This is a genomic window from Shewanella sp. SM73, assembly GCF_025653795.1.
In the GTDB taxonomy this organism is placed as follows: Bacteria; Pseudomonadota; Gammaproteobacteria; order Enterobacterales; family Shewanellaceae; genus Shewanella; species Shewanella oncorhynchi.
The window spans coordinates 1-24,989 of record NZ_JAKKRY010000027.1; the positions used below are offsets into that span (position 1 = coordinate 1).

A 24,989-nucleotide genomic window follows, 5' to 3' on the forward strand; every position below is an offset into this window, starting at 1 on the left:
GTAGGAGTCTGGGCCGTGTAGGAGTCTGGGCCGTGTCTCAGTCCCAGTGTGGCTGATCATCCTCTCAGAACAGCTAGGGATCGTCGCCTTGGTGAGCCATTACCTCACCAACTAGCTAATCCCACCTAGGTTCATCCAATCGCGGAAGGCCCGAAGGTCCCCTCCTTTCCCCCGTAGGGCGTATGCGGTATTAGCAGTCGTTTCCAACTGTTATCCCCCTCGACTGGGCAGATCCCTAGGCATTACTCACCCGTCCGCCGCTCGCCACCTCAGAAGTAAACTCCCTTGTGCTGCCGCTCGACTTGCATGTGTTAGGCCTGCCGCCAGCGTTCAATCTGAGCCATGATCAAACTCTTCAATTAAAGTTTTGTTGCTTCCGTCTTGCGACTTCAGCGACTCAATGAATTCTGATTTTTTGTTCCCACTTAAAAGCAGAAACAAACTGTACATATTGCTATGAACACTCATTGTTACATTGATTTAAATTTTTGACTGCCAACCCGAAGGCTAAGCAGTTTCGATTAACTCAACACCTGTGAGTGTCCACACAGATTTCTTGTTTTATCTTGTTAAAGAGCAACTCAACCTCGTAAGAGAAGGTGAGTACCACACTGAGCGTCGAACGCTTCCAGTTGGCTAGGGCTGCGTATTTTACGCATTTCCCGTTTCGCGTCAAGGAGTTTTTACAACTTCTTGCTACGATTGAATTAAGTGCTTAAAAGCGACTCAATTCAACTTAACTCGTCAGCTGGCTTTCGCTGCCTGCCGTGTCAGTGGATGCGCATTATAGGCAGTGAAACTTTTTGTGCAAGGGCTTTTTAAATGAAAAAAGATCGCATGGCGATCTTTTAAACGATGGCGATTGTTTTACATGCAAAGTGCCCATTAATTGGGCTTTTTACTGCCTTTATCGATAAAACCTTGGATTAGCGAGACGGCTTTTACGTCATCCCAATCAACATAGGATCGAACAAAGGCGATCAATTGACCCTGTTGATCAAGAATAAAGGTCGCAGGAATCGTGTCGAGCGGAAAAACGTTTCCAAGACTTTGTGGTTGATCGTAGTAAGAGTTGAAATTCGCCATACCCAATGAACTTAAGAACGGCTGAACCTGCTGCTTACCTTCTGCATCAATAGAGATAGGCAGCACGACAAAATCTTCAGTCTTGAACTTAGTTGCTAACCTTTCTATTGCAGGCAACTCTCTGACACATGGCGGACACCAAGTCGCCCACATGTTAACCATAATGATCTTGCCTTTAAATTGGCTGAAGTCGATAGCTTTACCATCAACATCATTAAAGGCAACAGGCTCAATAGGAAAAGTCTTTGGCAGTACATTGATCAAATCAACCGTTGATTCCATCGGTTTAGCCGTTTGCTGCATACCAGGGTACGCATGCGCGACCCCAGCAACAAATACCGAAAGAATGGATGACAACATGAATGCCGTTATGACTTTATGCTTCATTTTGTATTGCGCTTTAGCAAGGTATCTAACTCGCGCTGATCTTCTGCGCTAATTTCGTTCGGCACATTACCGCCAATACGTTGCTTACGAATGAAGATAAATCCAATCACTAGACCCAGAAGTAATAAACCAATAGGACCTAACCAGAGAATGTAGGTCTTGGTTTCCATCTTAGGTTTATAGAGAACAAACTCACCATAACGACTGGTCATAAACTCGATGATCTCATCATCCCCTTTTCCTTCGTCAACCATCTTGAATACCTCAAGACGCAGATCTCGAGCAACGGGTGAATTGGAGTCAATCAAATTTTGGTTTTGACACTGTGGACAACGTAGTTCATGGGCCAAAGACAAACCGCGCTTTTGATTTTCAGGTGACTTGAATTCGTAAGTATCAACTGGTGTTGCCATGACGGCGGTCGTCATGCTGAACATCAGCACTAGACCACCTATGATTTTTATCAGCGTTCTCATGCTGCGCCATCCTTCGCTGCTTCAGCTTGTAATTGTTGGATCATAGGGTAAAGGGTTTCACTCCATACGCGTTGGTCTATTGGACCTGCATAACGGAAACGGATAATACCGTTATGATCAACAATAAAACTCTCTGGTGCACCATAAACGCCAAGATCTAATCCTAAACGCCCATCTTTATCATAGATATTAACGTTGTAGGGATCGCCCTGACGTTTTAACTCTTCTAACGCAGGAACACGCTCATCACGATAGTTGATCCCGTAAATTGGCAAAAGATTTTTACGTTTTAGCATCACTAAGAAAGGATGCTCATATTTACAAGATGGACACCACGTCGCCCATACGTTAAGTAATGATACCTTACCTTTTAATTGCTCATTCGTTATGATCTCAGCCGGTGTTTCTAGTCGTTCCAGTTGGAAAGCCGGAATAGGCTTCCCTTCCAGTGCTGAATCCAATTGCTGCGGATTCAGAAATAACCCTTTATAGAGAAACACCCCCATGGCGAGAAATATGACCAATGGGATAAACAGAACCAACTTCTTCATACATTCCCCAATTATTGAGCCGTTGCCAATTTTGCCTTTTCGGCCAAAGGCGCGACGGCTGCAGTGACTTTCGCACGGTAACGTTTATCCGATGCAGCGAAGAATCCACCTATCATCATGAAAATTGCCCCAAACCACAACCAACGCACGAACGGCTTATAGTTTAAACGAACCGCAAATTCAGTGCTGGTAATAGGGTCACCCATAGTTACGTACAAGTCACGGAATAGACCCCAGTCAATACCGGCTTCTGTCATATCCATAGTTCGCACATTATATTGACGACGATCTGGTTTTAGTAATGTCAGTAGCTCATCGCCCTTGTAGATCTCTATCTGTCCCTGCTGTGCAGTGTAGTTAGGACCCACTACGTTTTTGGTCTCGAGATACTTAAAAGTATAACCGGCAAGTTCTTGGCTTACACCAGGTCCCATACGAACACTTTTCTCAATCGAGTAATTTGACACCATAGTGGCACCAATCACAGAAACGGCAATACCGAGATGCGCAAAGATCATACCAAGCTGACTACGGCCCATGCGGCTGATGCTGATATCACCTTCTTTCGACTTGACCATGTTATAGGCCGCTCTTGCGGTAGCCAGAATAATCCAAGCCGCGGCAGCAATACCAAAGGTAACCCAAATATTGAATGCACCATCGACGATAAATGGCGTCACAATACCGATAGCAGCAGCAATCATTGCTGGGATCAATAGCTGACGCTTAAGCTCGCCCGATTTCGATTTTTTCCAACGAATAATTGGACCAATACCCATAAAGCCAAATAGCACTAATACGATAGGCACGAACACCGCATTAAAGTATGGGGGTCCAACAGAGATTTTACCCATGCCAAGCGCGTCGATGAGTAATGGATATAATGTACCCAATAGTACTGTACCTGCGGCAACCGTCAGTAGCACGTTACACACTAAGAGCATAGTTTCTTTAGACTTAAGCTCGAAACGGGCTGGACTACTCATTTCACTGGCACGTAAAGCAAACAGTGTTAATGAGCCGCCAACCGCTAAACCAAGTAACAACAGGATGAACATACCGCGGCTTGGATCGGCTGCGAATGAATGCACTGAGGTTAATACACCTGAGCGAACAATAAAGGTACCAAGTAAACTTAAAGAGAAAGCAAAAATAGACAGTAATACAGTCCAGTTACGGAAGGCGCCGCGTTTCTCAGTCACAATCAAAGAGTGAACAAGCGCAGTACCCACTAACCAAGGCATAAAAGAGGCGTTCTCAACAGGATCCCAGAACCACCAACCGCCCCAGCCTAATTCATAATAAGCCCACCAAGATCCTAGTGCGATACCGCCCGTAAGGAAGGTCCAAGCAGCCAATGTCCATGGACGAGTCCAACGAGCCCATGCAGAATCGAGACGGCCGCTCATCAGCGCAGCAATCGCAAATGCAAAGCTTACAGAGAAGCCCACATAACCCAAGTACAACATAGGAGGATGGAAGATTAATCCCACGTCCTGCAGCATTGGATTTAAGTCACGACCTTCGGCAGGGATCGGGAATAAACGTTCAAATGGGCTAGATGTGAGTAGCATAAACAAACTAAAGCCAATCACAATAAGAGCCAATACTGCCAGCACACGGGCAGTAAACACTTCTTCTAAACCTTTGCTAAACAAGGCAACCGCAGCCGCCCAAGTTGATAAAGCAAACACCCAAAATAACAGTGACCCTTCATGACCGCCCCATACGGCCGAGATCTTAAAGAAGATAGGTAACTGAGAATTTGAATGATGTGCCACATAGGCGACCGAGAAATCATCGACGGCAAAACTATAAGCCAGCACGACAACAGATAAGGTAATAAAAAAGAACATTCCGTACGTTAATGGCCAAGCGTACCTAACAAGGTATTGGTCTTTTCTGGCAACACCTATTAGGGGGACGCTGATTAATAAGAAGGCAAAAGCCACCCCTATTATCAACGCAAAGTGTCCAAGTTCTGGGATCATGGGTTTTCCTCAGTCTTCAATAATATGTTGATTTAGAAAGACTCTATCTCAACGCACAACATGCTATTCACGCAAATGCACGAAATTTTGCTCATTTTAGTATTTGCTATTGTTCCTGTCTGCCTCTTTCGTACAAAACTGGGTTACTTGTCTCATTCTCAATTTTAGAGGTCGATGAAAGTCACGGAAGAGGCTCAGTTCTGCATGTGACCGACAAATGACACTTAAGTTTCATACAAAATTTACAAGAAGAATCAATTTGTGAACCAGTGCCCAACTATAAGCTTTCAGCACTGGGATTACCTTATATTACTGTTCAATGAACAATCTTTACGTATAATCTTGCTTCCAAGCCTAGCGGTTACTCCGCTTTCTGCAAACTAAAGTGAATATAGAAACAATGACGACATTTTGGATTTTTATTGCGCTTGTTATGTTAGTCGGCCTGATGCTGATTTGGATCCCGCACTTCAGACAGCAAAAATTGCTGAAAACGGAAGAAGCTGGAGTTCGTAAACAAACGAACCTTGAATTGTTCAATGAGCGCTTAGGCGTTCTTGAAAAAGAATTAAGTGAAGAGCTACTCGATCAAGCCGAATTTGATGCATTGAAGAAAGAACTGGAAATCAGTCTACTCCAAGACATCAAACAAGCGAGCGATGATTCACTGGTCAACCAAATAAAGCCAAAGACGATTCTGTGGCCGTCGATCATGTCAGTTTGTTTGATTGTTATCTCAGGCTATCTCTATCAACACTTAGGTGCCTTCGAGAATATTGATAGTGCTCAACAACCTGCGAATCCACATGCAGGAATGGATACGGCTCAAATCATGATGCAACGCGTGCAGATGATGGAAGCTCAAGTTAAAGCCGAGCCAGAAAACAGCCAACTGTGGTTTAGCTTAGGTCATGCTTATGTATCGGCAAACCAATACGATAAAGCGATTGCGGCTTTCGATAAAGTAATCGAATTAGTCGGAAAGCATGCAGAATTGCTCGGTCCAAAAGCAACGGCGATGTATTACAAAGCGGGTCAACAAATGACACCGCAAATCCAAGCTCTTATCGATGAGTCCTTAGCTATGGATGCCCAAGATCCTTCAACGCTACTGCTCGTGGGTATGGATGCTTTTTTTACTGCTGACTACAAGAAAGCCATCACCTCTTGGCAAACGATTTTAGATAGCGGTCGTGCCGACGTTGATCGTGCAGCTCTTATGAATGCAATCGAAACCGCTAACTTACGCATGCAGTCGGAAACCGCTGGCATGCCAAATGATGATGCACATAAGCAAGTCAAAGCGAGTGCTAAATCGGTCAATGTCACTATATCTATCTCTGCAGAACTTGCGGCTAAAGCCAGTCCAGAAGACACCATTTTCATCTTTGCCCGTGCAACTGAAGGACCTAAAGTCCCATTAGCTGCAACCAAAGTCAGTGCTAAGTCTTTCCCGATTACAGTGACATTAGATGACAGTAGCGGTATGGGTGGTGATGTTAAGTTAAGCGATGCAGCCAATGTGGAAGTGATTGCAGTGCTGTCTAAACAAGGTAATATCAAACCGCAAACGGGTGATATTCAAGGCAAGATCAGTAAAGTCGCCGTAGGCGATACAGCGAACCTAGTACTTGATACTCAAGTGCAATAAATCGCAGTTAATTGCAGATATAAAAAAACCGGCTTTCGCCGGTTTTTTTATATCTGAAAAATTACTTAGCTGTAGACATAAATTTGATAGCAGCTTTGTAATCATCATCAGTACAATCAGTACACATACCGCCTGGTGGCATAGCATTCAGACCGGTTTTCACACTCTTCACTAGAGCGTCAACACCCTTAGCTAAGCGTGGTTCCCATTCTGCAGCGTTGTGTACTTTTGGAGCACCAGCAACACCCATACTGTGGCATACGGTACATGCCTTATTATAAATAGCCTCAGCATCTTGAGCTGAAGCGTTAACTGACATAGTCAAAGCAGCGACAGCAGTCATTGCTAACAGTTTTTTCATGTTCAATGTTCCTAATGCAAATACGTACAAAGCTCGGCGCCGCCCTTACTTAGGCAGACTCATTATAGCCGACTAAGATTACTACAAACTTCAAGAAATCTCATCTTTTTGTGATTAGAATCTCAACACAAAATGAATCAGGCGACAAGGATGACAAATTCGTTAATATATTAGCAAGTCGTAAAAAAGTTCGATAAATATTGCGGTTATTGGAACCACATCATATTGCTGACATCTAGTGCAAACCAAGAGTAAACCCCCAATAACGTTTGTGTTAGAATGACTTGTGTTTCCTTCCGGCTTGAGATAGAGGGTTCAGTGACAAATATAACTAAAGAAACCACATTAGTGTCAGCCAGCAAGCTGACCTGTATCCGCGAAGAACGTATCCTTTTTGATGAGTTAAGTTTTGATATAAATGCCGGTGACATTGTTCAGATTGAAGGCCCTAACGGCGCAGGAAAGACCAGTTTATTACGCATATTGGCGGGCCTTTCTCGCCCCTATGCCGGACAAACTTTTTACATTAATGAAGACATAAACCGTTGCCGCGATGAATACAATGAAGACCTCTTGTATTTAGGCCATTTAGCTGGCGTGAAATGCGAGCTGACTGCCGAAGAAAACCTTAATTTCAATTTAAGAATCAGTGGTTATGATGACTTTGATACGTCAGAGATTTTAGCCAAAGTCAATTTAACGGGCTTTGAAGAAGCTCTCGCGGGGCATTTATCCGCAGGCCAGCATCGCAGAACAGCGCTATCAAGATTGTGGCATAGCAACTGTAAAATTTGGATCCTTGACGAACCTTTTACTGCAATCGATAAAAAAGGCGTCGAAGAACTGGAGCAGTTATTTATTCAGCATGCGGATAATGGTGGCTGTGTGATACTCACAACTCACCAAGATATGGGCATTATCACAGATGATAGGCTTCGTAAAATTCGTCTCGATTATCGCTTCATATAAGGTCAGGCTCAATGAAAAGAGGCATCAGTTTTACCCAAGCATTTTTCACCTTGCTGCAGCGAGATCTTAAAATTGCTATTCGCCACCGCGGCGACATTTTTAACCCACTGCTATTTTTTATTATGGTCGTTACCTTGTTTCCGCTGGGAATTGGACCAGAGCCGCAAATGTTAGCACGTGTGGCACCAGGGATTATTTGGGTCGCCGCATTATTAGCATCAATGTTGTCACTTGAAAGGCTTTTCAAAGCCGACTTTAGTGATGGTAGCTTAGAACAAATGCTATTAAGTCCACAGCCATTAGCCATTCTCGTATTAGCTAAAGTGTTAGCCCACTGGATTTTAACTGGTGTGCCACTGATTATTATCGCACCACTGTTAGCGGTATTACTCAATCTAGACGGCAACAGCTACGGTGCGTTAATTTCGACGCTTGCGCTAGGCACGCCAGTATTGTCGCTGTTAGGTGCTATAGGTGTGGCATTAACCGTCGGTCTAAGGAAAGGCGGCGTGTTACTCAGCTTACTTATTTTGCCCTTATATATCCCAGTACTCATTTTTGCAACGAGTGCTATAGACGCGGCAGGAATGAATTTACCCTATGATGGTCAGCTCGCTATAATAGGCGCTATGCTGGTCGGATCGTTAACCTTAGCACCTTTTGCAATTGGTGCATCTCTGCGAGTGAGTACTAACTAAAATGTGGAAATGGTTACACCCTTACGCGGATCCTGAACGCGCATATAAATTATCAGGAACGTTATTTCCATGGTTTGCGATCTTAGCTGGTCTATTGATTGCTGTTGGCACTACATGGGGACTCGTCTTCGCGCCGACGGATTACCAGCAGGGTGATAGCTACCGTATTATCTTTATCCATGTTCCTGCCGCGTCTATGTCAATGGCGGCTTATATGGGTATGGCAACCGCGGCCTTTATCGGTCTAGTTTGGCAGATAAAACTTGCCGACTGGGCTGCAGCATCTATTGCTCCCATTGGCGCAGTGATCACCTTTATCGCACTCTTTACTGGAGCGGCATGGGGTAAACCTATGTGGGGTGCTTGGTGGGTATGGGATGCACGCTTAACTTCTGAGCTGGTATTACTATTCCTATATCTAGGTGTGATCTCGCTCTATGCCTCATTTGAGGATAAAGTGCTCGCAGCTCGTGCAGCAGGGATCTTAGCGATCGTCGGTGTGATCAATATTCCTATCATCAAATACTCAGTTGAATGGTGGAGCTCATTACATCAACCGTCGACAATACGCATTACTGAGAAATCGACAATGTCGACAGAAATGCTCTATCCACTGTTAATTAACATACTGGGCTTCGGTCTTATGATTGGCGCCATCACTATTGTTCGTTTTAGAGCAGAAATTTTAGCAAGAAATGGCATGCGCCCTTGGGTTCGTGAACTAGCTAAAGCGGAGGAGGTCAAATGATGCAATTCGATTCAATCAGTGATTTTTTTAATATGGGCGGCTATGCATTCTATGTATGGCTATCCTACGGAGTGACCTTCTTCTGCCTCTCTACGCTCATCATTACCAGCGCACGCCAAAAGCGTAAGGTGTTAATTGATATCGCGAAGAAGATGGATAGAGAAGAACGCCTAAAAGAAACCAGGAGTACTAAATCGTGAACCCAAGACGCAAAAAAAGACTGACATTAGCTGTAGCATTAATCGGTGGCGTTGCTGCGATTACTTCGCTTTTGCTCTATGCGCTGAACTCCAACTTGAACTTATTCTATACTCCGTCTGAAATTGTCCACGGCAAGACAGACACTGGCGTAAAACCTGAAATTGGCCAACGTATTCGTGTCGGCGGAATGGTGACGGTAGGTTCTATGGTGCGAGATCCCAAAAGCTTGCATGTCGAATTTGCAGTACATGACTCCCTCGGCGGCGAAGTACTGGTCACTTATGACGACCTATTGCCCGATCTTTTCCGTGAAGGACAAGGCATTGTTGCTCAGGGTGTACTGGGTGCTGATGGCAAACTAGAAGCAACTGAAGTACTGGCCAAGCATGATGAAAACTACATGCCACCAGAAGTCGCTGAAGCCATGGGCCAAAAGCACGAAAAGTTAGATTATAGCCAGCAAAAGGCACCTGATACTAAGTAGGTTATTGATGGATCAGCAATAGCGTACAAACTAAGCCTCCTAGCTTAATAACTAGTGAGGCTTTTTTATTATCTCAATATGCACAATTAAAGGTGGACTATACTCTAGGCAGCGCCAATATCTAAGACTGCATATGATTCAAATAAGACAACTAAACTCTAGTTTGCAACACATTCTAAGCTTCCTAATTATCTGCTTGGTAGGCATCTCTCAGGAAGCCATTGCTGCTAAAGTTGTTGTTATCGAAAGCTACCATCATAGCTATCAATGGGACCAAGAATACTATCAAGCGATTTATGACACGCTCAGCCCTCACCACGATGTTAGTTATTTCGAGATGGATACCAAACGCTTACCCCAAGCGCAATTTGCTGAACGGGCTGACTTAGCATGGAAATATATTCAACAACAAGCACCTCAATTGGTTATTCTCGCCGATGATAATGCGGTTAATCTCTTACACCAGCGCCTAAATGACAGCCTAATCCCAGTAGTCTATTTAGGGGTGAACATGAATCCTAGAGAATATCATCTCAATGAACACAAACGCTTCACAGGCGTCATTGAGAGACCACTACTACGACGTTCACTACTGCTCATTCAACGTTTACTACCGCAAACTGTGCATAGAAAAATCTTAGTTCTATTCGACCAAGGAGTCACCTCTGACTCAGCGGCTGAATACATCAGTAAACAACACTCAAGCATGTTAGGCGATATAGAAGTCAATTTGGTGCAATTGTCACAGCTAACGGATTGGCAGCGGAATGTATTGACCGCGAAGGAACAGGGTTATAACGCTATAGTCGTGGCGCTATACCACACAGTTAGAGATGCAGATAACAGCTCAGTAGATGCAGATAAGCTCCTAAAATGGATATCTGAACATACTCCGGTACCGAATTTTGGGTTTTGGGGATTTAGTGTCTCTGCTGAAGGCAATATTGGTGGCTATGTTCTCGATGGCTATCATCATGGCAAGATTGCAGCGAATATGGCGACAAAAATACTCGGCGGCGAGAAACCCGAAAATATTTTCCCAGTAACAGATGATCTTGGAAAATACATCTTTAGCCAGAAAGGCTTAGCTAAATGGAATATCGTCCTCCCAAAAGAAATCGAGAAAACCACACTTTGGGTAAAATAGTAAAAAAGGCATAAAAAAGCCGGGCTAATGCCCGGCTTTTTAAAAGTGTAACCTTAATTACTCAGCAGCTTCAACATCAACAGCTTGAGCAGCTTCTGGGCGACCAACTAGCTCGATGTAAGCCATAGGGGCTTTATCACCAGCACGTAAACCGCACTTAAGGATACGGGTATAGCCACCAGGACGTTCCTGGTAACGTGGACCCAACTCAGTAAATAACTTACCAACGACTTCAGCGTCGCGAGTACGTGCAAACGCTAAACGACGGTTTGCAACGCTGTCACTCTTAGCAAGTGTTATCAGAGGCTCAACTACGCGACGCAGTTCTTTCGCTTTAGCCACAGTTGTCTTGATGATCTCATGACGAACTAGTGAACCGGCCATGTTGCGAAACATGGCTTGGCGATGACTGCTGTTACGGTTTAGTTGACGACCACTCTTACGATGGCGCATGACCTAATCCTTATAACCTAAATCTGTACAAACCTGAGACTTATAGGTCGTCTGCTAAACTAGCTGGAGGCCAGTTTTCCAAACGCATACCTAACGACAGTCCGCGAGAAGCTAAAACATCCTTAATTTCAGTAAGAGATTTCTTACCTAAGTTCGGGGTTTTCAGCAACTCAACTTCAGTGCGCTGTACCAGATCTCCGATGTAATGAATCGCTTCGGCTTTCAAGCAGTTAGCCGAACGTACAGTTAGCTCTAAATCGTCGACAGGACGCAGCAGAATCGGATCGAATTCCGGTTTCTCTTCTTTCAGCTCTGGCTCAGTCACGTCACGTAACTCTACAAACGCATCTAGCTGTTCAGCCAGAATAGTTGCAGAACGACGGATAGCTTCCTCAGGATCGATAGTACCGTTTGTGGTCATATCAATAACGAGTTTATCTAAGTCAGTACGCTGTTCTACACGTGCTGCTTCTACATTGTAGGCAATACGTGCAACTGGCGAGAAAGAAGCATCAACCAGCAAGCGGCCGATTGGGCGATCATCGTCTTCGGTCTGTGCACGAGCAGATGCTGGTACATAACCACGACCACGCTCAACGCGAATACGCATGCTGATATCATTGTTACCTGTCAGATGACAGATAATATGATCAGGATTCACGATAGTGACATCACCATCATGCGTGATATCTGCTGCGATGACAGGGCCTGCGCCGGACTTGCTCAACGTAAGCATAGCCTCGTCTTTACCCTCGATGGTCACTGCTAACCCTTTCAGGTTTAACAAGATCTCAAGGATATCTTCTTGAACGCCTTCCTTACTGCTGTATTCGTGCAGTACACCGTCAATCTCGACTTCGGTAACCGCGCAGCCGGGCATAGACGACAATAGGATGCGACGCAACGCGTTACCTAAAGTGTGGCCGAAACCACGCTCAAGTGGTTCCAATGTAACCTTGGCACGTGTTGAGTTAACCTGCTCGATATCAACGAGACGCGGTTTAAGAAATTCTGTAACAGAACCCTGCATTGTGTCCTCTCTTGTTTGTTAGCCTTACTTAGAGTAAAGCTCGACGATCAGCTGTTCGTTAATTTCCGCAGACAAATCGCTACGTTCTGGAACGCGCTTGAAAGCACCTTCCATTTTCGCGTTGTCGACTTCAACCCATGTAGGCTTCTCGCGTTGAGCTGCCACTTCTAAAGCCGCTTTAATACGAGCTTGAGTACGTGACTTCTCGCGGATGCTCACAACATCATTCGCAGACACTTTGAATGATGGAATGTTAACAACACGACCGTTAACCATAATAGATTTATGGCTTACTAGCTGACGTGATTCTGCACGAGTTGCACCGAAGCCCATACGATAAACAACGTTATCAAGACGGGTTTCTAAAAGCTGAAGCAGGTTTTCACCTGTGTTGCCTTTAGTACGTGCAGCATCTTTGTAATAGTTACGGAATTGTTTTTCTAACACACCGTAAATACGACGAACTTTTTGTTTTTCGCGTAACTGAGTACCGTACTCTGACAAACGTGGCTTACGAGCGCCATGTTGTCCAGGTGCAGTTTCCAGTTTACACTTTGAATCGATTGCTCTCACACCGCTTTTTAAGAAAAGGTCTGTACCTTCTCGGCGGCTGAGCTTGAGCTTGGGACCCAAGTATCTTGCCATGATCTTTCTCCAACTATCCTAATGAAACGGCGTTATACACGACGCTTTTTAGGAGGACGACAACCATTATGAGGGATCGGCGTCACATCGGTAATGTTGGTAATTTTATAACCAACAGCGTTCAGCGCACGAATGGCTGACTCACGACCTGGACCTGGACCCTTCACAAACACTTCAAGGTTTTTTAAACCGTAGTCTTGAGCAGCAGCACCTGCACGCTCAGCAGCCACCTGTGCAGCAAATGGAGTAGATTTACGTGAACCACGGAAACCTGAACCACCTGAAGTAGCCCATGACAACGCATTACCTTGACGATCTGTAATGGTGACAATAGTGTTGTTGAAAGAAGCATGGATATGAGCCATGCCATCTGCAACCTGTTTACGTACGCGCTTACGCGGAGAACGTGACGGAACTTTAGCCATTGCTTTACCTTCCCGTTACTTTCTAATAGGTTTACGTGGACCTTTACGCGTACGCGCATTGGTCTTAGTACGTTGCCCACGGAGAGGCAGGCTACGGCGATGGCGGAGACCACGATAACAACCAAGATCCATAAGACGCTTGATGTTCATTGAAATCTCACGACGTAAGTCACCTTCTACTAGGTATTTGGCGACTTCTTCGCGTAGTGTGTCTATTTGAGCTTCGCTCAATTCCTTGATCTTAGCAGTTTCAGCGATTGCTGTAGCCGCGCAGATTGCTCTAGCGCGAGTACGGCCGATGCCGAAAATTGCAGTCAATGCGATGACTGTATGCTTTTGATCAGGAATGTTAATGCCAGCGATACGGGCCACTATGCACTCCTTAAAGTTAAAGGCCAACTGCGAAAAGCCCGAAAGGATACTCGACAGTCGACAGATTTGCAAACAAAATTTTGTTCAGCCCAATTCATGGGCTGAACAAATTACTTTTTAGCCTTGACGCTGTTTGTGTTTTGGTTCAACACAGATAACGCGTACAACGCCACTACGCTTGACGATCTTGCAGTTACGGCAGATCTTCTTCACGGAAGCTCGAACTTTCATTTCATCACTCCGTAAAGCTACTTAGCGACCAAAGCGATCTAAATTCGCTTTGTTAACTAGGTTAGCTTTCTTCATCACAGACTCATACTGATGAGACATCATATGCGTCTGAACCTGAGCCATGAAGTCCATGATTACGACTACCATAATTAGTAGTGAAGTACCGCCGAAATAGAACTGTACTTTCCACGCAATTAACATGAACTCCGGAATTAAGCAGATAAAGGTTATGTATAACGCGCCTGCCAATGTCAAACGGGTCATAACTTTATCAATGTAACGCGAAGTCTGTTCTCCAGGACGGATCCCAGGGATGAATGCACCACTCTTCTTCAAGTTATCTGCTGTTTCACGTGGGTTAAACACCAACGCAGTATAGAAGAAACAGAAAAAGATAATCGCTGTTGCATATAATAATGAGTAAAGCGGTTGTCCAGGTGACACTGCCAGTGAAAAATCACTTAACCATGACATGGACTCATTTTGACCGAACCACTGAGCCAGTGTTCCAGGAAACAAAATGATGCTTGACGCAAAAATTGGCGGAATAACACCTGCCATGTTTATTTTCAGCGGTAGATGGGTACTTTGCGCAGCGAACACCTTACGGCCTTGCTGACGCTTAGCATAGTTAACGACGATACGACGCTGACCACGTTCCACAAACACTACAAAATAAGTCACTGCAAACACAATTACCGCGAGCAACAACAATACTAACACATTCAAGTCACCTTGACGCGCCTGCTCAGCCGTTTGGCCGATAGCGGAAGGTAATCCAGCAACAATACCTGCGAAAATCAAAATCGAGATACCATTGCCTATACCACGTTCGGTAATTTGCTCACCTAGCCACATAAGGAACATAGTTCCTGTTACTAAGCTCACAACCGCAACAAAGTAGAATCCAAATCCAATGTTGACCACAAGGCCTGGCACTAAGTTTGGTAACCCGGTTGCAATACCGACCGACTGGAATGTACCCAGCACTAAGGTACCCCATCTGGTATATTGACTGATTTTCTTACGTCCTGATTCGCCTTCTTTTTTCAATTCAGCGAGTGCAGGATGTACGACAGTCAACAGTTGCATGATAATCGATGCCGAAATGTACGGCATAATACCTAATGCAAAGATAGAGGCACGCTCAAGGGCACCACCCGAGAACATGTTAAACATGCCAAGGATGGTTCCACTTTGCTGAGCAAACAGCTCTGCTAATACAGCTGCGTCAATACCAGGAATTGGCACAAACGAACCGGCTCTAAAGACGATAATCGCACCAATCACGAACAGGAGGCGAGCTTTCAATTCAGAAAGTCCACCTTTCGCGCTTTTTAAATCAAGTCCTGGTTTTGCCATCGACGTATTATTCCTCGATCTTACCGCCGGCAGCTTCAATAGCTGCACGTGCACCTTTGGTTACCTTCAGACCTTTAACAGTCACAGGGCGCTCAATGGTACCTGAAAGAACAATTTTCGCAAACTGGATGTTGCGAGTTATTACGTTCGCATCTTTCAGAGCGTTTAAGTCGATAACATCACCGTTAACTTTTGCCAGTTCGAGTACACGAACTTCAGCTGTTACCATAGCGCGACGCGAGGTAAAACCAAATTTAGGTAAACGGATTTTCAGTGGCATTTGACCACCTTCGAATCCTGGGCGTACACCGCCACCAGAGCGAGACTTTTGGCCTTTATGACCACGACCCGCTGTTTTACCTAGACCTGAGCCCATACCACGGCCTACACGCTTTGGTGCATGCTTAGAGCCTGCAGCTGGAGATAGAGTATTTAAACGCATCTATTAATCCTCCACCTTAACCATGTAGTAGACCTTGTTGATCATACCGCGAACAGAAGGAGTATCTTCTAATTCAACAGTGTGACCAATGCGACGCAAACCAAGACCCGTTAGGGTTGCACGGTGCTTCGGTAAACGACCGATACCGCTTTTAGTTTGAGTAACTTTTACAGTTTTAGTTGCCATGGTGCATTACCCCCGAATTTCGTCAACATTCAGGCCACGCTTAGCTGCGATTTGCGAAGGTGATTTCATGTGCACCAAAGCATCGACAGTCGCGCGAACGATGTTGATCGGGTTAGTAGAACCGTATGCTTTTGACAGAACGTTATGCACGCCTGCTACTTCCAATACGGCACGCATTGCGCCACCGGCAATAATACCAGTACCTTGTGATGCAGGTTGCATGTACACAAGTGAACCAGTATGACGACCTTTAACTGGGTGATGCAGAGTACCTGCATTCAACTCAACGGTCACAATGTTACGACGAGCTTTTTCCATCGCTTTTTGAATCGCGGCTGGAACTTCACGTGCTTTGCCATAGCCATAGCCAATCTTACCGTTACCGTCACCCACTACTGTCAGTGCTGTGAAGCTAAAGATACGACCGCCCTTAACTACTTTAGAAACACGATTAACTGCAATTAATTTCTCTTGCAGATCGTCTTTTTGCTGAGCTTCTAATTTAGCCATTTTATAACCCCTTAGAACTTCAGGCCAGCTTCACGAGCTGCATCTGCTAAAGCAGCTACACGACCGTGATACTTGAAACCAGAACGATCGAACGCAACTGAAGTTACGCCTTTTTCGATCGCGCGCTCAGCAACAAATTTACCTACTGCTTTCGCTGCGTCTACGTTACCGGTACTCTTCAGTAGCTCTTTAACCGCTTTTTCTACGGTTGAAGCAGCTGCCAACACCTGAGCTTCAGGATTGATCACCTGAGCATAAATGTGACGCGGTGTACGATGTACAACCAGACGGTTCACGCCCAGCTCTTGGATCTTCTTACGAGCGCGAGTAGCGCGACGTAAGCGAGATGTTTTCTTATCCATATCGCGTTACCTACTTCTTCTTAGCCTCTTTACGGCGTACTACTTCGTCGTCATAGCGAACACCTTTGCCTTTATATGGCTCTGGTGGACGGTATCCGCGAATCTCAGCAGCGACTTGGCCAATTAACTGTTTATCAACGCCACGTAGGACGATGTCAGTTTGGCTAGGGCACTCTGCAGTAACGCCTGCGGGCAGTTTGTGTACTAACGGATGAGAGAAACCTAAAGTAAGGTCAATATCAGCACCGACGAGTTTCGCACGGTAACCAACGCCAACTAACTTTAACTTACGCTCAAAACCTTGAGATACACCAACAACCATGTTGTTTACTAATGCACGAGTTGTACCAGCCTGTGCCCAAGCGTTAACAACGCCTTCAACAGGGAGGAACTTAACTACGCCGGCTTCAATAACAACATTGACCGCATTGTTGATCACTCGAGTCAGACTACCTTTTCCGCCTTTGACGGTAAGGGTCTGTTCGTTCAAGGTCACCTCTACGCCAGCTGGAATAGATACTGGTGCTTTTGCTACACGAGACATTCCTAGCTCCTTAAGCTACGTAGCAGATAACCTCGCCACCCATGCCTGCAAGGCGGGCGGCACGATCAGTCATCAAGCCTTTAGAAGTGGACACAATTGCGACACCCAGACCGCCCATCACCTTTGGAAGTTCGTTTTTACCTTTGTAAATACGAAGACCAGGGCGACTTACACGCTGGATAGTCTCAACGACTGGTTGGCCTTGGAAATACTTTAAAGTAACTTCCAGTTCAGGCTTGGCTTCATCTGCTACGGCGTAATCAGCAATATAACCTTCATCTTTAAGTAGTTTCGCAATTGCGACTTTCAACTTAGCTGAAGGCATCTTCACTGATACGTGGTTAGCAGCTTGGCCGTTACGAATACGGGTTAACATATCCGCAATAGGATCTTGCATGCTCATATTAGCTTACTCCGTGACAAGTGCTTACCAGCTGGCCTTACGCAGGCCAGGAACTTCACCACGCATGGTTGCTTCACGTAATTTGATACGGCTTAAGCCGAATTTACGTAAGAAGCCATGAGGGCGACCAGTTTGATTACAACGATTGCGTTGACGCGCAGCGCTGGAATCACGTGGTAGAGCTTGCAGCTTAAGAACCGCATCCCAACGATCTTCGTCAGAAGAAGCTGGACTTGCAATGATAGTCTTAAGAGCCGCACGCTTTTCAGCGTACTTGGCCACGAGCTGTGCACGTTTAGCTTCACGTGCTTTCATTGATGTTTTTGCCATTACGCTACCCTTATTTCTTGAATGGGAAGTTAAAAGCGTCTAACAAAGCACGACCTTCTTCATCATTCTTCGCAGTAGTAGTGATAACAATATCCATACCACGAATCTTATCGATTTTATCGTAATCGATTTCTGGGAAGATGATCTGCTCACGCACGCCCATTGCGTAGTTACCACGGCCGTCAAACGCTTTAGCGCTTAAGCCACGGAAGTCACGAATACGTGGGATTGCGATATCGACTAAACGCTCTAAGAATTCCCACATACGCTCACCGCGTAGGGTCACTTTACAGCCAATAGGGTAGCCTTCACGGATTTTAAAACCAGCAACTGACTTACGAGCTACAGTCACAACTGGCTTTTGACCAGCGATTGCAGTCATATCACGGACAGCATGGTCCATGATTTTCTTGTCTGCAACAGCTTCGCCAACACCCATGTTCAGGGTGATTTTCTCAATCCGAGGGACTTGCATGACACTGGTATAACCGAACTTTTTAGCAAGTTCAGCGACAACAGTCTCTTGGTATTTATCATGCAGTTTCGCCATCGTTTACTCCAATTACTTAACGAGTTCACTGTTCGATTTGAAGAAACGAACTTTTTTGCCGTCTTCAAAGCGGAAACCAACGCGATCAGCTTTGCCAGTGGCAGAGTTGAAAATCGCTACATTTGATGCTTGTATCGGTGCTTCTTTCTCAACAATACCGCCAGCTACGCCCAATTGTGGGTTTGGCTTTTGGTGTTTTTTGACAAGATTGATGCCTTCAACAATCAATTTACCAGTAGGAAGGACTTGAGAAACTTTTGCACGTTTACCCTTGTCTTTACCTGCTAATACAATCACTTCGTCTTCACGACGTATTTTAGCTGCCATTTTGAAGCTCCTTACAGTACTTCTGGTGCCAGCGAGACAATTTTCATAAATTGCTCATTACGCAATTCACGTGTCACTGGTCCAAAGATACGAGTACCAATCGGCTGCAGGTTGTTGTTCAAAAGAACAGCTGCATTCCGATCGAAGCGAATGACAGAACCGTCTGGACGACGTACGCCTTTCTTAGTACGGACTACCACCGCGTTATACACATCGCCTTTCTTCGCTTTAGCGCGAGGAATCGCTTCTTTAACAGAAACTTTGATGATGTCGCCGATACCGGCATAACGACGATGAGAGCCACCCAAGACCTTAATACACTGAACTCTGCGTGCGCCGCTGTTACAAGCAACGTCAAGAGTCGATTGCATTTGGATCATTTTAAGTGCTCCGCTATCGTTACTACACAATTCCCACTATGGGACAATAAAAACACTCATTTTTGCTATTAATTTAGTCAAAAATGGCGCGCAAATATAACACCATAAAAGTGGAATGTATAGTATTAAAAAACAAACGGCCCCACATTCTGGAGCCGTTTACCTAAATACCTAATTAACTTAGGCCTTTGATACTACTTCAACCAGGGTCCAAGACTTAGTCTTAGACAAAGGACGACATTCGCGAATCGCTACTAAATCGCCTTCATTGCACTGATTCGTTTCGTCATGTGCATGGATCTTTGTCGTACGCTTAATGTATTTCCCATAAATTGGGTGTTTCACTTGGCGTTCGATAGCAACAGTAATGGACTTGTCCATTTTGTTGCTAGTTACACGACCCTGCAAAGTACGGATTTTATCAGACATTATGCACCCGCCTTAGAAGTAATAATGGTCTTAACGCGCGCAATGTTACGGCGCACCAATTTCAGTTGATTAGTCTGAGTCAACTGACCAGTGGCGTGTTGCATACGCAGGTTGAACTGCTCACGCAGCAGACCAAGTAGTTCAGCGTTCAGTTCTTCAACGCTCTTTTCTCTCAGTTCGCTCGCTTTCATTACATCACCGTCTTAGTTACGAAGGTAGTCTTAATTGGAAGCTTGGCAGCAGCCAAAGCAAACGCTTCACGAGCGATCACTTCAGAAACACCATTCATCTCATAAAGAACCTTACCAGGTTGAATCTGACATACCCAGTATTCAACGTTACCTTTACCTTTACCCATACGCACTTCAAGAGGCTTAGAGGTAATCGGCTTGTCCGGGAAAACTCGAATCCAAATTTGTCCCTGACGCTTAATGTGACGTGTCATGGCACGACGTGCAGATTCGATCTGACGTGCAGTTAAACGGCCACGGCCGACTGCTTTCAGACCAAAAGTACCAAAGCTAACTTCGGTACCGTTCGCTAGACCGCGGTTGCGGCCTTTGAACATCTTGCGAAACTTCATACGTTTAGGTTGCAGCATTGCCGGCTCTCCTATTTACCACGAGGCTTGCGCTTAGGTTGCTGCTGCTTCGGCTCTTCAATCTGTGGCAGCATTCCGTCTAGAACTTCACCTTTGAAGATCCAAACTTTAACGCCAATCACACCATATTGGGTGTGACTTTCAGATGTAGAATAGTCGATATCAGCACGCAAAGTATGTAAAGGTACACGACCTTCACGATACCACTCATCGCGCGCAATCTCAGCTCCGCCTAAACGGCCACTAACTTGTACTTTGATACCTTGAGCACCAATACGCATTGCGTTTTGAACTGCGCGCTTCATAGCACGACGGAACATTACGCGACGCTCTAATTGCTGTGCAATTGAGTCAGCAACTAACTTGGCATCTAGCTCAGGTTTACGGATCTCAGCGATGTTAATTTGAGCAGGAGTGCCAGCAAGTTTTGACACTGCAGCACGCAATACTTCAACGTCTTCACCTTTCTTACCGATCACAACACCTGGACGGGCAGTGTGAATGGTAACGCGGATGCTTTTCGCTGGACGCTCGATAACAATCTTAGATACTGAAGCAGCTTGTAATTTCTCTACAAGAAACTTACGCACTTCCCAGTCGCTGTTCAGGTTACTTGCGTAATCTGATTTATCTGCGTACCAGGTAGAGATCCAAGGCTTGGTGATACCCAGACGGATACCATTAGGATGTACTTTCTGTCCCATTGCTCTCTCCTAGCGATCTGATACAACCACAGTAATGTGGCTGGTACGCTTCATGATACGATCAGCGCGGCCTTTAGCACGTGGCATGATACGCTTCATAGTTGGGCCTTCATCTACGAAGACGGCTCCGACTTTAAGCTCATCAATATCCGCGCCTTCGTTGTGTTCGGCGTTTGCGATAGCTGAGTCAAGTACTTTTTTAACCAGTACGGCGGCTTTCTTGGGGCTGAAAGTCAAAATTTCGAGGGCCTTAGCAACAGGCAATCCACGAATTTGATCAGCAACCAGACGGGCCTTCTGCGCAGACGTACGGGCAAAACGATGTTTAGCTAAAACTTCCATCTTATTCCTCCCGTATTAACGCTTCTTCGCTTTCTTATCTGCAGCATGGCCGCGATAAGTGCGAGTTGGTGAAAATTCACCAAGTTTGTGGCCGATCATTTCGTCAGTTACGAACACAGGAACGTGCTGACGACCATTATGGACAGCGATGGTCAAACCAATCATATTTGGAATGATCATAGAGCGACGTGACCAAGTCTTAATAGGCTTTTTGTCACCGGCTTCCATCGCTTTCTCTACCTTCTTCAGCAAGTGCAGGTCAATGAAGGGACCTTTCTTGAGAGAACGTGGCATGGCGAATCCTCTTACTATTTATTACGACGACGTACGATGTACTTGTCAGTGCGCTTGTTACTACGAGTTTTATAACCCTTAGTTGGCACACCCCATGGAGTCACTGGGTGACGACCACCAGAAGTACGGCCTTCACCACCACCGTGTGGATGGTCTACTGGGTTCATTGCAACACCACGCACTGTAGGACGTATGCCTCTCCAGCGCTTAGCACCTGCTTTACCTAACTGGCGTAGCATGTGTTCGGCATTACCAACTTCACCAAATGTCGCGCGGCAATCAACTGGCACTTTACGCATTTCGCCAGAGCGAAGACGTAGAGTGGCATATGCGCCATCACGAGCAACAACTTGTACATAAGCACCTGCAGAACGAGCGATCTGAGCACCTTTACCAGGCTTCATTTCAACTGCGTGAACTACAGAACCTACTGGGATGTTGCGCAGTGGCATAGCGTTACCGGTTTTGATCTCGGCAGCAACACCAGACTGGATCTTATCGCCAGCTTGCATGCCTTTGGCAGCAAGAATATAACGACGCTCACCATCCGCATACAATACTAACGCGATGTTAGCAGTACGGTTTGGATCGTATTCCAGACGCTCAATCTTTGCAGGGATACCATCTTTATCGCGTTTGAAGTCGATTAGACGATAATGCTGCTTATGACCACCACCTACGTGACGGACAGTGATACGGCCAGTATTGTTACGGCCACCACTTTTAGATTTTTTCGCCAACAAGCCAGCAAAAGGTTTACCCTTGTGCAGGTCAGTGTTCACCACTTTAACTACGTGGCGACGACCTGGAGAGGTTGGCTTACACTTAATAACTGCCATGATAATTCTCCTTTGCTTACTCAGCGCCGCCGACGAAATCGATGTCAGCACCAGCAGCTAGAGTCACATAGGCTTTTTTCCAATCGCTACGACGACCAGTACGGCCACCAGTGCGTTTAGTTTTGCCTTTGCTCACTAAAGTGCGAACTGAATCAACTTCAACTTCAAATAGCTTAGCAACAGCAGCTTTAATTTCAGCTTTAGTTGCATCGATAGCTACGCGGAAAACAACAGTGTTGTGCTTCTCAGCGTTCACAGTGCTCTTTTCAGAGATATGTGGAGCGAGAATAACTTTTAGCAAACGTTCTTCGCGGATCATCATGCTAGCATCTCCTCGATTTGCTTCACTGCGTCAGCAGTCACAAGCACAGTGTTGAAGGCGATCAGACTCACTGGGTCTAGACCCGCTACATCACGAACGTCAACCTTGTACAGGTTACGAGCTGCTAAGAATAAGTTCTCATCAACTTCTGCAGTCACAATCAGAACGTCTTCAAGGTTCATTGCTTTCAATTTAGCTTTCAGCTCTTTAGTTTTAGGAGCTTCAACACCGAAAGATTCAACAATAACCAAACGCTCTTGACGTACCAATTCAGACAGAATGCTTCTCAGCGCGCCGCGGTACATCTTTTTGTTAACTTTTTGGCTGTGATCTTGGGTTTTAGCAGCGAATGTTACGCCACCGCCACGCCAGATTGGGCCTTTAACAGAACCAGCACGAGCACGGCCAGTTCCTTTTTGGCGCCAAGGCTTTTTGCCTGAGCCAGTTACTTCCGCACGAGTCTTTTGAGCACGAGTGCCCTGACGCGCGTTTGCAGCGTATGCTACAACTACCTGATGAACCAGTGCCTCGTTAAAGTCACGGCCGAAGGTAGTTTCGGAAACTTCAAGAGCGCTTTGCGCGTCTTTCAATACCAATTCCATTACTATCTCCTCAGACCTTAAGCTTTAACGGCAGGCTTGATAATCAAGTCGCCATTGGTAGCGCCAGGAACAGCGCCACGGACTAGTAGCAGGTTACGCTCAACATCTACACGAACAACAACTAGATTTTGAGTAGTAACACGCTCGGCACCCATATGGCCTGACATTTTTTTGCCTTTGAATACGCGACCAGGCGTTTGGTTCTGACCGATAGAACCATTCGAGCGGTGCGACAAAGAGTTACCGTGAGTCATATCTTGAGTACGGAAGTTCCAACGCTTAACGCCGCCTTGGAAGCCTTTACCTTTTGATTGACCAGTAACATCAACTTTCGCTACGTCTGCGAAAATATCAACATTTAGCTCAGCACCAACTTCAATGCCCTCGCCTTCACCGTCTACCAAACGCATTTCCCACAAACCACGACCGGCTTCAACGCCGCTCTTGGCAAAGTGACCTGCTTCTGGTTTAGTGATGCGATTGGCTTTTTTGGTGCCAGTTGTAACTTGAAGTGCACGGTAGCCGTCAGTTTCTAAAGTTTTCACTTGAGTAACACGGTTGCCTGCAACTTCAATTACAGTAACTGGTATTGAAACACCATCTTCAGTGAAGATGCGAGTCATACCAACTTTACGACCAATAAGACCGATAGCCATCTCTCAAACCTCTTCTTACTAGGATCTCAATTAACCCAAGCTAATCTGTACGTCGACACCAGCCGCAAGATCTAAACGCATTAACGCGTCAACAGTCTTTTCAGTTGGCTCTACGATGTCAACCAGGCGCTTGTGTGTACGTAATTCGTACTGGTCACGAGCATCTTTATTAACGTGCGGAGAGATCAAAATGGTATAACGCTCTTTGCGAGTAGGTAGTGGAATTGGACCACGAACCTGCGCGCCTGTACGCTTAGCAGTTTCAACGATTTCCGCTGTAGACTGATCAATTAAGCGATGATCAAATCCCTTTAAGCGGATACGGATTCTTTGGTTCTGCATTGACCAGAGCTCCTAAAATGGACATATAAAAAATCACCCTCTAGCTTCTTCAATATAGAAAAGCAGAGCGAGATGATTTAACCGTTCGACTCCCAATCGGAGCCGCTATGATAATGATTAACTTCAGCGACTAATCATTTAATTCGTCAACCTAGGTCGACGAGGGGGCCATTATACCTATCTAAATTTGGATATCAAGCCCGCTGTGTAAATAGTCATCAAATAACTATTTAACTTCAGAGTGGCGAGCATTTTACACAAATTTGTGAATAAAACCAGCCCTCAAATAAAAAAGGAAGCCGAAGCTTCCTTTTCAAACTAATTTCTATCGCAATTAAGCGATGATTTTAGCTACTACACCAGCACCAACTGTACGACCACCTTCACGGATTGCGAAGCGTAAACCTTCGTCCATCGCGATTGGGCAAATCAGAGTCACTACCATTTTGATGTTGTCGCCAGGCATTACCATCTCTACGCCTTCTGGCAGTTCGATAGTACCGGTTACGTCAGTTGTACGGAAGTAGAACTGTGGACGGTAGCCTTTGAAGAATGG

Annotated in this window: 40 protein-coding genes, 1 rRNA gene and 1 pseudogene; 7 read left to right on the top strand and 35 right to left on the bottom strand. The window is 45.5% G+C overall.

Annotated elements, in window-relative coordinates; all coding sequences use genetic code 11:
* The 5 genes from L5M51_RS22240 to L5M51_RS22260 form a co-directional block, all read right to left on the bottom strand.
* Window positions 1-362, bottom strand: a 16S ribosomal RNA gene (locus tag L5M51_RS22240); the annotation flags it as partial.
* Between the two features lie 523 nt (window positions 363-885).
* The gene (locus L5M51_RS22245) at window positions 886-1,473 is read right to left on the bottom strand and encodes a TlpA family protein disulfide reductase (RefSeq protein ID WP_113941593.1); all 588 of its coding nucleotides are present in this window, start codon (window positions 1,471-1,473) and stop codon (window positions 886-888) included.
* Complete coding sequence (gene nrfF / locus L5M51_RS22250) at window positions 1,470-1,949, bottom strand: heme lyase NrfEFG subunit NrfF (protein ID WP_105251045.1); 480 nt, start codon at window positions 1,947-1,949, stop codon at window positions 1,470-1,472. The genes L5M51_RS22245 and nrfF overlap by 4 nt, the downstream gene beginning before the upstream one ends.
* Complete coding sequence (locus L5M51_RS22255; protein WP_105251044.1) at window positions 1,946-2,500, bottom strand: DsbE family thiol:disulfide interchange protein; 555 nt, start codon at window positions 2,498-2,500, stop codon at window positions 1,946-1,948. The genes nrfF and L5M51_RS22255 overlap by 4 nt, the downstream gene beginning before the upstream one ends.
* Window positions 2,501-2,511: 11 nt before the next feature.
* On the bottom strand, window positions 2,512-4,491 hold the full coding sequence (locus L5M51_RS22260; protein ID WP_263174752.1) for a heme lyase CcmF/NrfE family subunit: 1,980 nt from the start codon (window positions 4,489-4,491) through the stop codon (window positions 2,512-2,514).
* Between the two features lie 400 nt (window positions 4,492-4,891).
* Here L5M51_RS22260 and ccmI point away from each other — a divergent pair, with 400 nt between their 5' ends.
* Window positions 4,892-6,142, top strand: coding sequence for a c-type cytochrome biogenesis protein CcmI (gene ccmI, locus L5M51_RS22265; protein WP_263149158.1), 1,251 nt, complete (start codon window positions 4,892-4,894; stop codon window positions 6,140-6,142).
* 61 nt (window positions 6,143-6,203) lie between these two features.
* Here the strand turns inward: ccmI and L5M51_RS22270 are convergent, their stop codons facing one another.
* Complete coding sequence (locus L5M51_RS22270) at window positions 6,204-6,503, bottom strand: c-type cytochrome (protein WP_105251041.1); 300 nt, start codon at window positions 6,501-6,503, stop codon at window positions 6,204-6,206.
* A 318-nt stretch (window positions 6,504-6,821) separates the two neighbouring features.
* Here L5M51_RS22270 and ccmA point away from each other — a divergent pair, with 318 nt between their 5' ends.
* The 6 genes from ccmA to L5M51_RS22300 all read left to right on the top strand — a co-directional run bounded on the left by ccmA (window position 6,822) and on the right by L5M51_RS22300 (window position 10,750).
* Complete coding sequence (ccmA, locus tag L5M51_RS22275; RefSeq protein ID WP_131525727.1) at window positions 6,822-7,472, top strand: cytochrome c biogenesis heme-transporting ATPase CcmA; 651 nt, start codon at window positions 6,822-6,824, stop codon at window positions 7,470-7,472.
* Between the two features lie 11 nt (window positions 7,473-7,483).
* Complete coding sequence (gene ccmB / locus L5M51_RS22280) at window positions 7,484-8,170, top strand: heme exporter protein CcmB (protein WP_006079706.1); 687 nt, start codon at window positions 7,484-7,486, stop codon at window positions 8,168-8,170.
* A 1-nt stretch (window position 8,171) separates the two neighbouring features.
* The gene (locus L5M51_RS22285) at window positions 8,172-8,918 is read left to right on the top strand and encodes a heme ABC transporter permease (protein ID WP_105251039.1); all 747 of its coding nucleotides are present in this window, start codon (window positions 8,172-8,174) and stop codon (window positions 8,916-8,918) included.
* Window positions 8,918-9,118, top strand: a complete 201-nt coding sequence (ccmD, locus tag L5M51_RS22290) for a heme exporter protein CcmD (protein ID WP_105253042.1) — start codon at window positions 8,918-8,920, stop codon at window positions 9,116-9,118. The genes L5M51_RS22285 and ccmD overlap by 1 nt, the downstream gene beginning before the upstream one ends.
* Window positions 9,115-9,603 (top strand): cytochrome c maturation protein CcmE, encoded by a 489-nt coding sequence (ccmE, locus tag L5M51_RS22295; RefSeq protein ID WP_105251038.1) that lies wholly within the window; start codon window positions 9,115-9,117, stop codon window positions 9,601-9,603. Before ccmD ends, ccmE begins: the two co-directional genes overlap by 4 nt.
* 133 nt (window positions 9,604-9,736) lie before the next feature.
* Window positions 9,737-10,750, top strand: a complete 1,014-nt coding sequence (locus L5M51_RS22300; protein ID WP_263174755.1) for an ABC transporter substrate-binding protein — start codon at window positions 9,737-9,739, stop codon at window positions 10,748-10,750.
* A gap of 57 nt (window positions 10,751-10,807) precedes the next feature.
* On the opposite strand, the gene rplQ is transcribed toward L5M51_RS22300, so the two are convergent.
* From rplQ to tuf, 29 genes and pseudogenes are all read right to left on the bottom strand, one after another.
* The gene (gene rplQ, locus L5M51_RS22305) at window positions 10,808-11,203 is read right to left on the bottom strand and encodes a 50S ribosomal protein L17 (protein ID WP_006083573.1); all 396 of its coding nucleotides are present in this window, start codon (window positions 11,201-11,203) and stop codon (window positions 10,808-10,810) included.
* Window positions 11,204-11,243: 40 nt separating this feature from the next.
* Complete coding sequence (locus tag L5M51_RS22310; protein ID WP_006083574.1) at window positions 11,244-12,233, bottom strand: DNA-directed RNA polymerase subunit alpha; 990 nt, start codon at window positions 12,231-12,233, stop codon at window positions 11,244-11,246.
* Window positions 12,234-12,257: 24 nt separating this feature from the next.
* Window positions 12,258-12,878 carry a 30S ribosomal protein S4 gene (gene rpsD, locus L5M51_RS22315; protein WP_006083575.1) on the bottom strand — a complete coding sequence of 207 codons (621 nt, stop codon included), beginning with the start codon at window positions 12,876-12,878 and terminating at the stop codon, window positions 12,258-12,260.
* A 32-nt stretch (window positions 12,879-12,910) separates the two neighbouring features.
* On the bottom strand, window positions 12,911-13,303 hold the full coding sequence (rpsK, locus tag L5M51_RS22320) for a 30S ribosomal protein S11 (protein ID WP_006083577.1): 393 nt from the start codon (window positions 13,301-13,303) through the stop codon (window positions 12,911-12,913).
* Between the two features lie 15 nt (window positions 13,304-13,318).
* Window positions 13,319-13,675 (bottom strand): 30S ribosomal protein S13, encoded by a 357-nt coding sequence (gene rpsM, locus L5M51_RS22325; protein WP_011787581.1) that lies wholly within the window; start codon window positions 13,673-13,675, stop codon window positions 13,319-13,321.
* Window positions 13,676-13,792: 117 nt separating this feature from the next.
* A complete protein-coding gene (gene rpmJ, locus L5M51_RS22330) occupies window positions 13,793-13,906 on the bottom strand; it encodes a 50S ribosomal protein L36 (protein ID WP_006083579.1) in 114 nt (37 codons plus the stop codon).
* 21 nt (window positions 13,907-13,927) lie between these two features.
* On the bottom strand, window positions 13,928-15,268 hold the full coding sequence (secY, locus tag L5M51_RS22335) for a preprotein translocase subunit SecY (RefSeq protein ID WP_007644459.1): 1,341 nt from the start codon (window positions 15,266-15,268) through the stop codon (window positions 13,928-13,930).
* A 7-nt stretch (window positions 15,269-15,275) separates the two neighbouring features.
* Window positions 15,276-15,710 (bottom strand): 50S ribosomal protein L15, encoded by a 435-nt coding sequence (rplO, locus tag L5M51_RS22340; RefSeq protein ID WP_006083581.1) that lies wholly within the window; start codon window positions 15,708-15,710, stop codon window positions 15,276-15,278.
* Between the two features lie 3 nt (window positions 15,711-15,713).
* The gene (gene rpmD, locus L5M51_RS22345; protein ID WP_006083582.1) at window positions 15,714-15,896 is read right to left on the bottom strand and encodes a 50S ribosomal protein L30; all 183 of its coding nucleotides are present in this window, start codon (window positions 15,894-15,896) and stop codon (window positions 15,714-15,716) included.
* 6 nt (window positions 15,897-15,902) lie between these two features.
* Window positions 15,903-16,406: a 30S ribosomal protein S5 gene (gene rpsE / locus L5M51_RS22350; RefSeq protein WP_006083583.1), complete on the bottom strand. Its 504-nt coding sequence runs from the start codon at window positions 16,404-16,406 to the stop codon at window positions 15,903-15,905.
* A gap of 11 nt (window positions 16,407-16,417) precedes the next feature.
* On the bottom strand, window positions 16,418-16,768 hold the full coding sequence (gene rplR, locus L5M51_RS22355) for a 50S ribosomal protein L18 (RefSeq protein ID WP_006083584.1): 351 nt from the start codon (window positions 16,766-16,768) through the stop codon (window positions 16,418-16,420).
* Between the two features lie 10 nt (window positions 16,769-16,778).
* Window positions 16,779-17,312 carry a 50S ribosomal protein L6 gene (rplF, locus tag L5M51_RS22360; protein ID WP_105251036.1) on the bottom strand — a complete coding sequence of 178 codons (534 nt, stop codon included), beginning with the start codon at window positions 17,310-17,312 and terminating at the stop codon, window positions 16,779-16,781.
* A 10-nt stretch (window positions 17,313-17,322) separates the two neighbouring features.
* Window positions 17,323-17,715 carry a 30S ribosomal protein S8 gene (rpsH, locus tag L5M51_RS22365; protein WP_006083586.1) on the bottom strand — a complete coding sequence of 131 codons (393 nt, stop codon included), beginning with the start codon at window positions 17,713-17,715 and terminating at the stop codon, window positions 17,323-17,325.
* A gap of 24 nt (window positions 17,716-17,739) precedes the next feature.
* Window positions 17,740-18,045: a 30S ribosomal protein S14 gene (gene rpsN / locus L5M51_RS22370; RefSeq protein WP_006083587.1), complete on the bottom strand. Its 306-nt coding sequence runs from the start codon at window positions 18,043-18,045 to the stop codon at window positions 17,740-17,742.
* 10 nt (window positions 18,046-18,055) lie between these two features.
* Window positions 18,056-18,595, bottom strand: a complete 540-nt coding sequence (gene rplE, locus L5M51_RS22375) for a 50S ribosomal protein L5 (protein WP_006083588.1) — start codon at window positions 18,593-18,595, stop codon at window positions 18,056-18,058.
* Between the two features lie 12 nt (window positions 18,596-18,607).
* Window positions 18,608-18,922, bottom strand: a complete 315-nt coding sequence (gene rplX / locus L5M51_RS22380) for a 50S ribosomal protein L24 (RefSeq protein ID WP_006083589.1) — start codon at window positions 18,920-18,922, stop codon at window positions 18,608-18,610.
* A gap of 11 nt (window positions 18,923-18,933) precedes the next feature.
* On the bottom strand, window positions 18,934-19,302 hold the full coding sequence (rplN, locus tag L5M51_RS22385; RefSeq protein ID WP_006083590.1) for a 50S ribosomal protein L14: 369 nt from the start codon (window positions 19,300-19,302) through the stop codon (window positions 18,934-18,936).
* 180 nt (window positions 19,303-19,482) lie between these two features.
* On the bottom strand, window positions 19,483-19,731 hold the full coding sequence (gene rpsQ, locus L5M51_RS22390; RefSeq protein WP_006083591.1) for a 30S ribosomal protein S17: 249 nt from the start codon (window positions 19,729-19,731) through the stop codon (window positions 19,483-19,485).
* The gene (rpmC, locus tag L5M51_RS22395; RefSeq protein ID WP_006083592.1) at window positions 19,731-19,922 is read right to left on the bottom strand and encodes a 50S ribosomal protein L29; all 192 of its coding nucleotides are present in this window, start codon (window positions 19,920-19,922) and stop codon (window positions 19,731-19,733) included. The genes rpsQ and rpmC overlap by 1 nt, the downstream gene beginning before the upstream one ends.
* On the bottom strand, window positions 19,922-20,332 hold the full coding sequence (rplP, locus tag L5M51_RS22400; RefSeq protein ID WP_006083593.1) for a 50S ribosomal protein L16: 411 nt from the start codon (window positions 20,330-20,332) through the stop codon (window positions 19,922-19,924). Before rplP ends, rpmC begins: the two co-directional genes overlap by 1 nt.
* Window positions 20,333-20,343: 11 nt before the next feature.
* Window positions 20,344-21,036: a 30S ribosomal protein S3 gene (gene rpsC, locus L5M51_RS22405; protein WP_006083594.1), complete on the bottom strand. Its 693-nt coding sequence runs from the start codon at window positions 21,034-21,036 to the stop codon at window positions 20,344-20,346.
* 9 nt (window positions 21,037-21,045) lie between these two features.
* On the bottom strand, window positions 21,046-21,378 hold the full coding sequence (rplV, locus tag L5M51_RS22410) for a 50S ribosomal protein L22 (protein ID WP_006083595.1): 333 nt from the start codon (window positions 21,376-21,378) through the stop codon (window positions 21,046-21,048).
* Window positions 21,379-21,393: 15 nt separating this feature from the next.
* The gene (gene rpsS, locus L5M51_RS22415) at window positions 21,394-21,672 is read right to left on the bottom strand and encodes a 30S ribosomal protein S19 (protein WP_006083596.1); all 279 of its coding nucleotides are present in this window, start codon (window positions 21,670-21,672) and stop codon (window positions 21,394-21,396) included.
* Between the two features lie 14 nt (window positions 21,673-21,686).
* A complete protein-coding gene (gene rplB, locus L5M51_RS22420) occupies window positions 21,687-22,511 on the bottom strand; it encodes a 50S ribosomal protein L2 (RefSeq protein WP_006083597.1) in 825 nt (274 codons plus the stop codon).
* A 16-nt stretch (window positions 22,512-22,527) separates the two neighbouring features.
* Window positions 22,528-22,830: a 50S ribosomal protein L23 gene (gene rplW, locus L5M51_RS22425; protein WP_025008843.1), complete on the bottom strand. Its 303-nt coding sequence runs from the start codon at window positions 22,828-22,830 to the stop codon at window positions 22,528-22,530.
* The gene (gene rplD / locus L5M51_RS22430) at window positions 22,830-23,435 is read right to left on the bottom strand and encodes a 50S ribosomal protein L4 (protein ID WP_113941598.1); all 606 of its coding nucleotides are present in this window, start codon (window positions 23,433-23,435) and stop codon (window positions 22,830-22,832) included. The genes rplW and rplD overlap by 1 nt, the downstream gene beginning before the upstream one ends.
* A gap of 17 nt (window positions 23,436-23,452) precedes the next feature.
* A complete protein-coding gene (gene rplC, locus L5M51_RS22435; RefSeq protein WP_006083600.1) occupies window positions 23,453-24,091 on the bottom strand; it encodes a 50S ribosomal protein L3 in 639 nt (212 codons plus the stop codon).
* Between the two features lie 30 nt (window positions 24,092-24,121).
* Window positions 24,122-24,433, bottom strand: coding sequence for a 30S ribosomal protein S10 (gene rpsJ, locus L5M51_RS22440; protein ID WP_006083601.1), 312 nt, complete (start codon window positions 24,431-24,433; stop codon window positions 24,122-24,124).
* A 334-nt stretch (window positions 24,434-24,767) separates the two neighbouring features.
* A pseudogene (gene tuf / locus L5M51_RS22445) lies at window positions 24,768-24,989 on the bottom strand (elongation factor Tu); the annotation flags it as partial.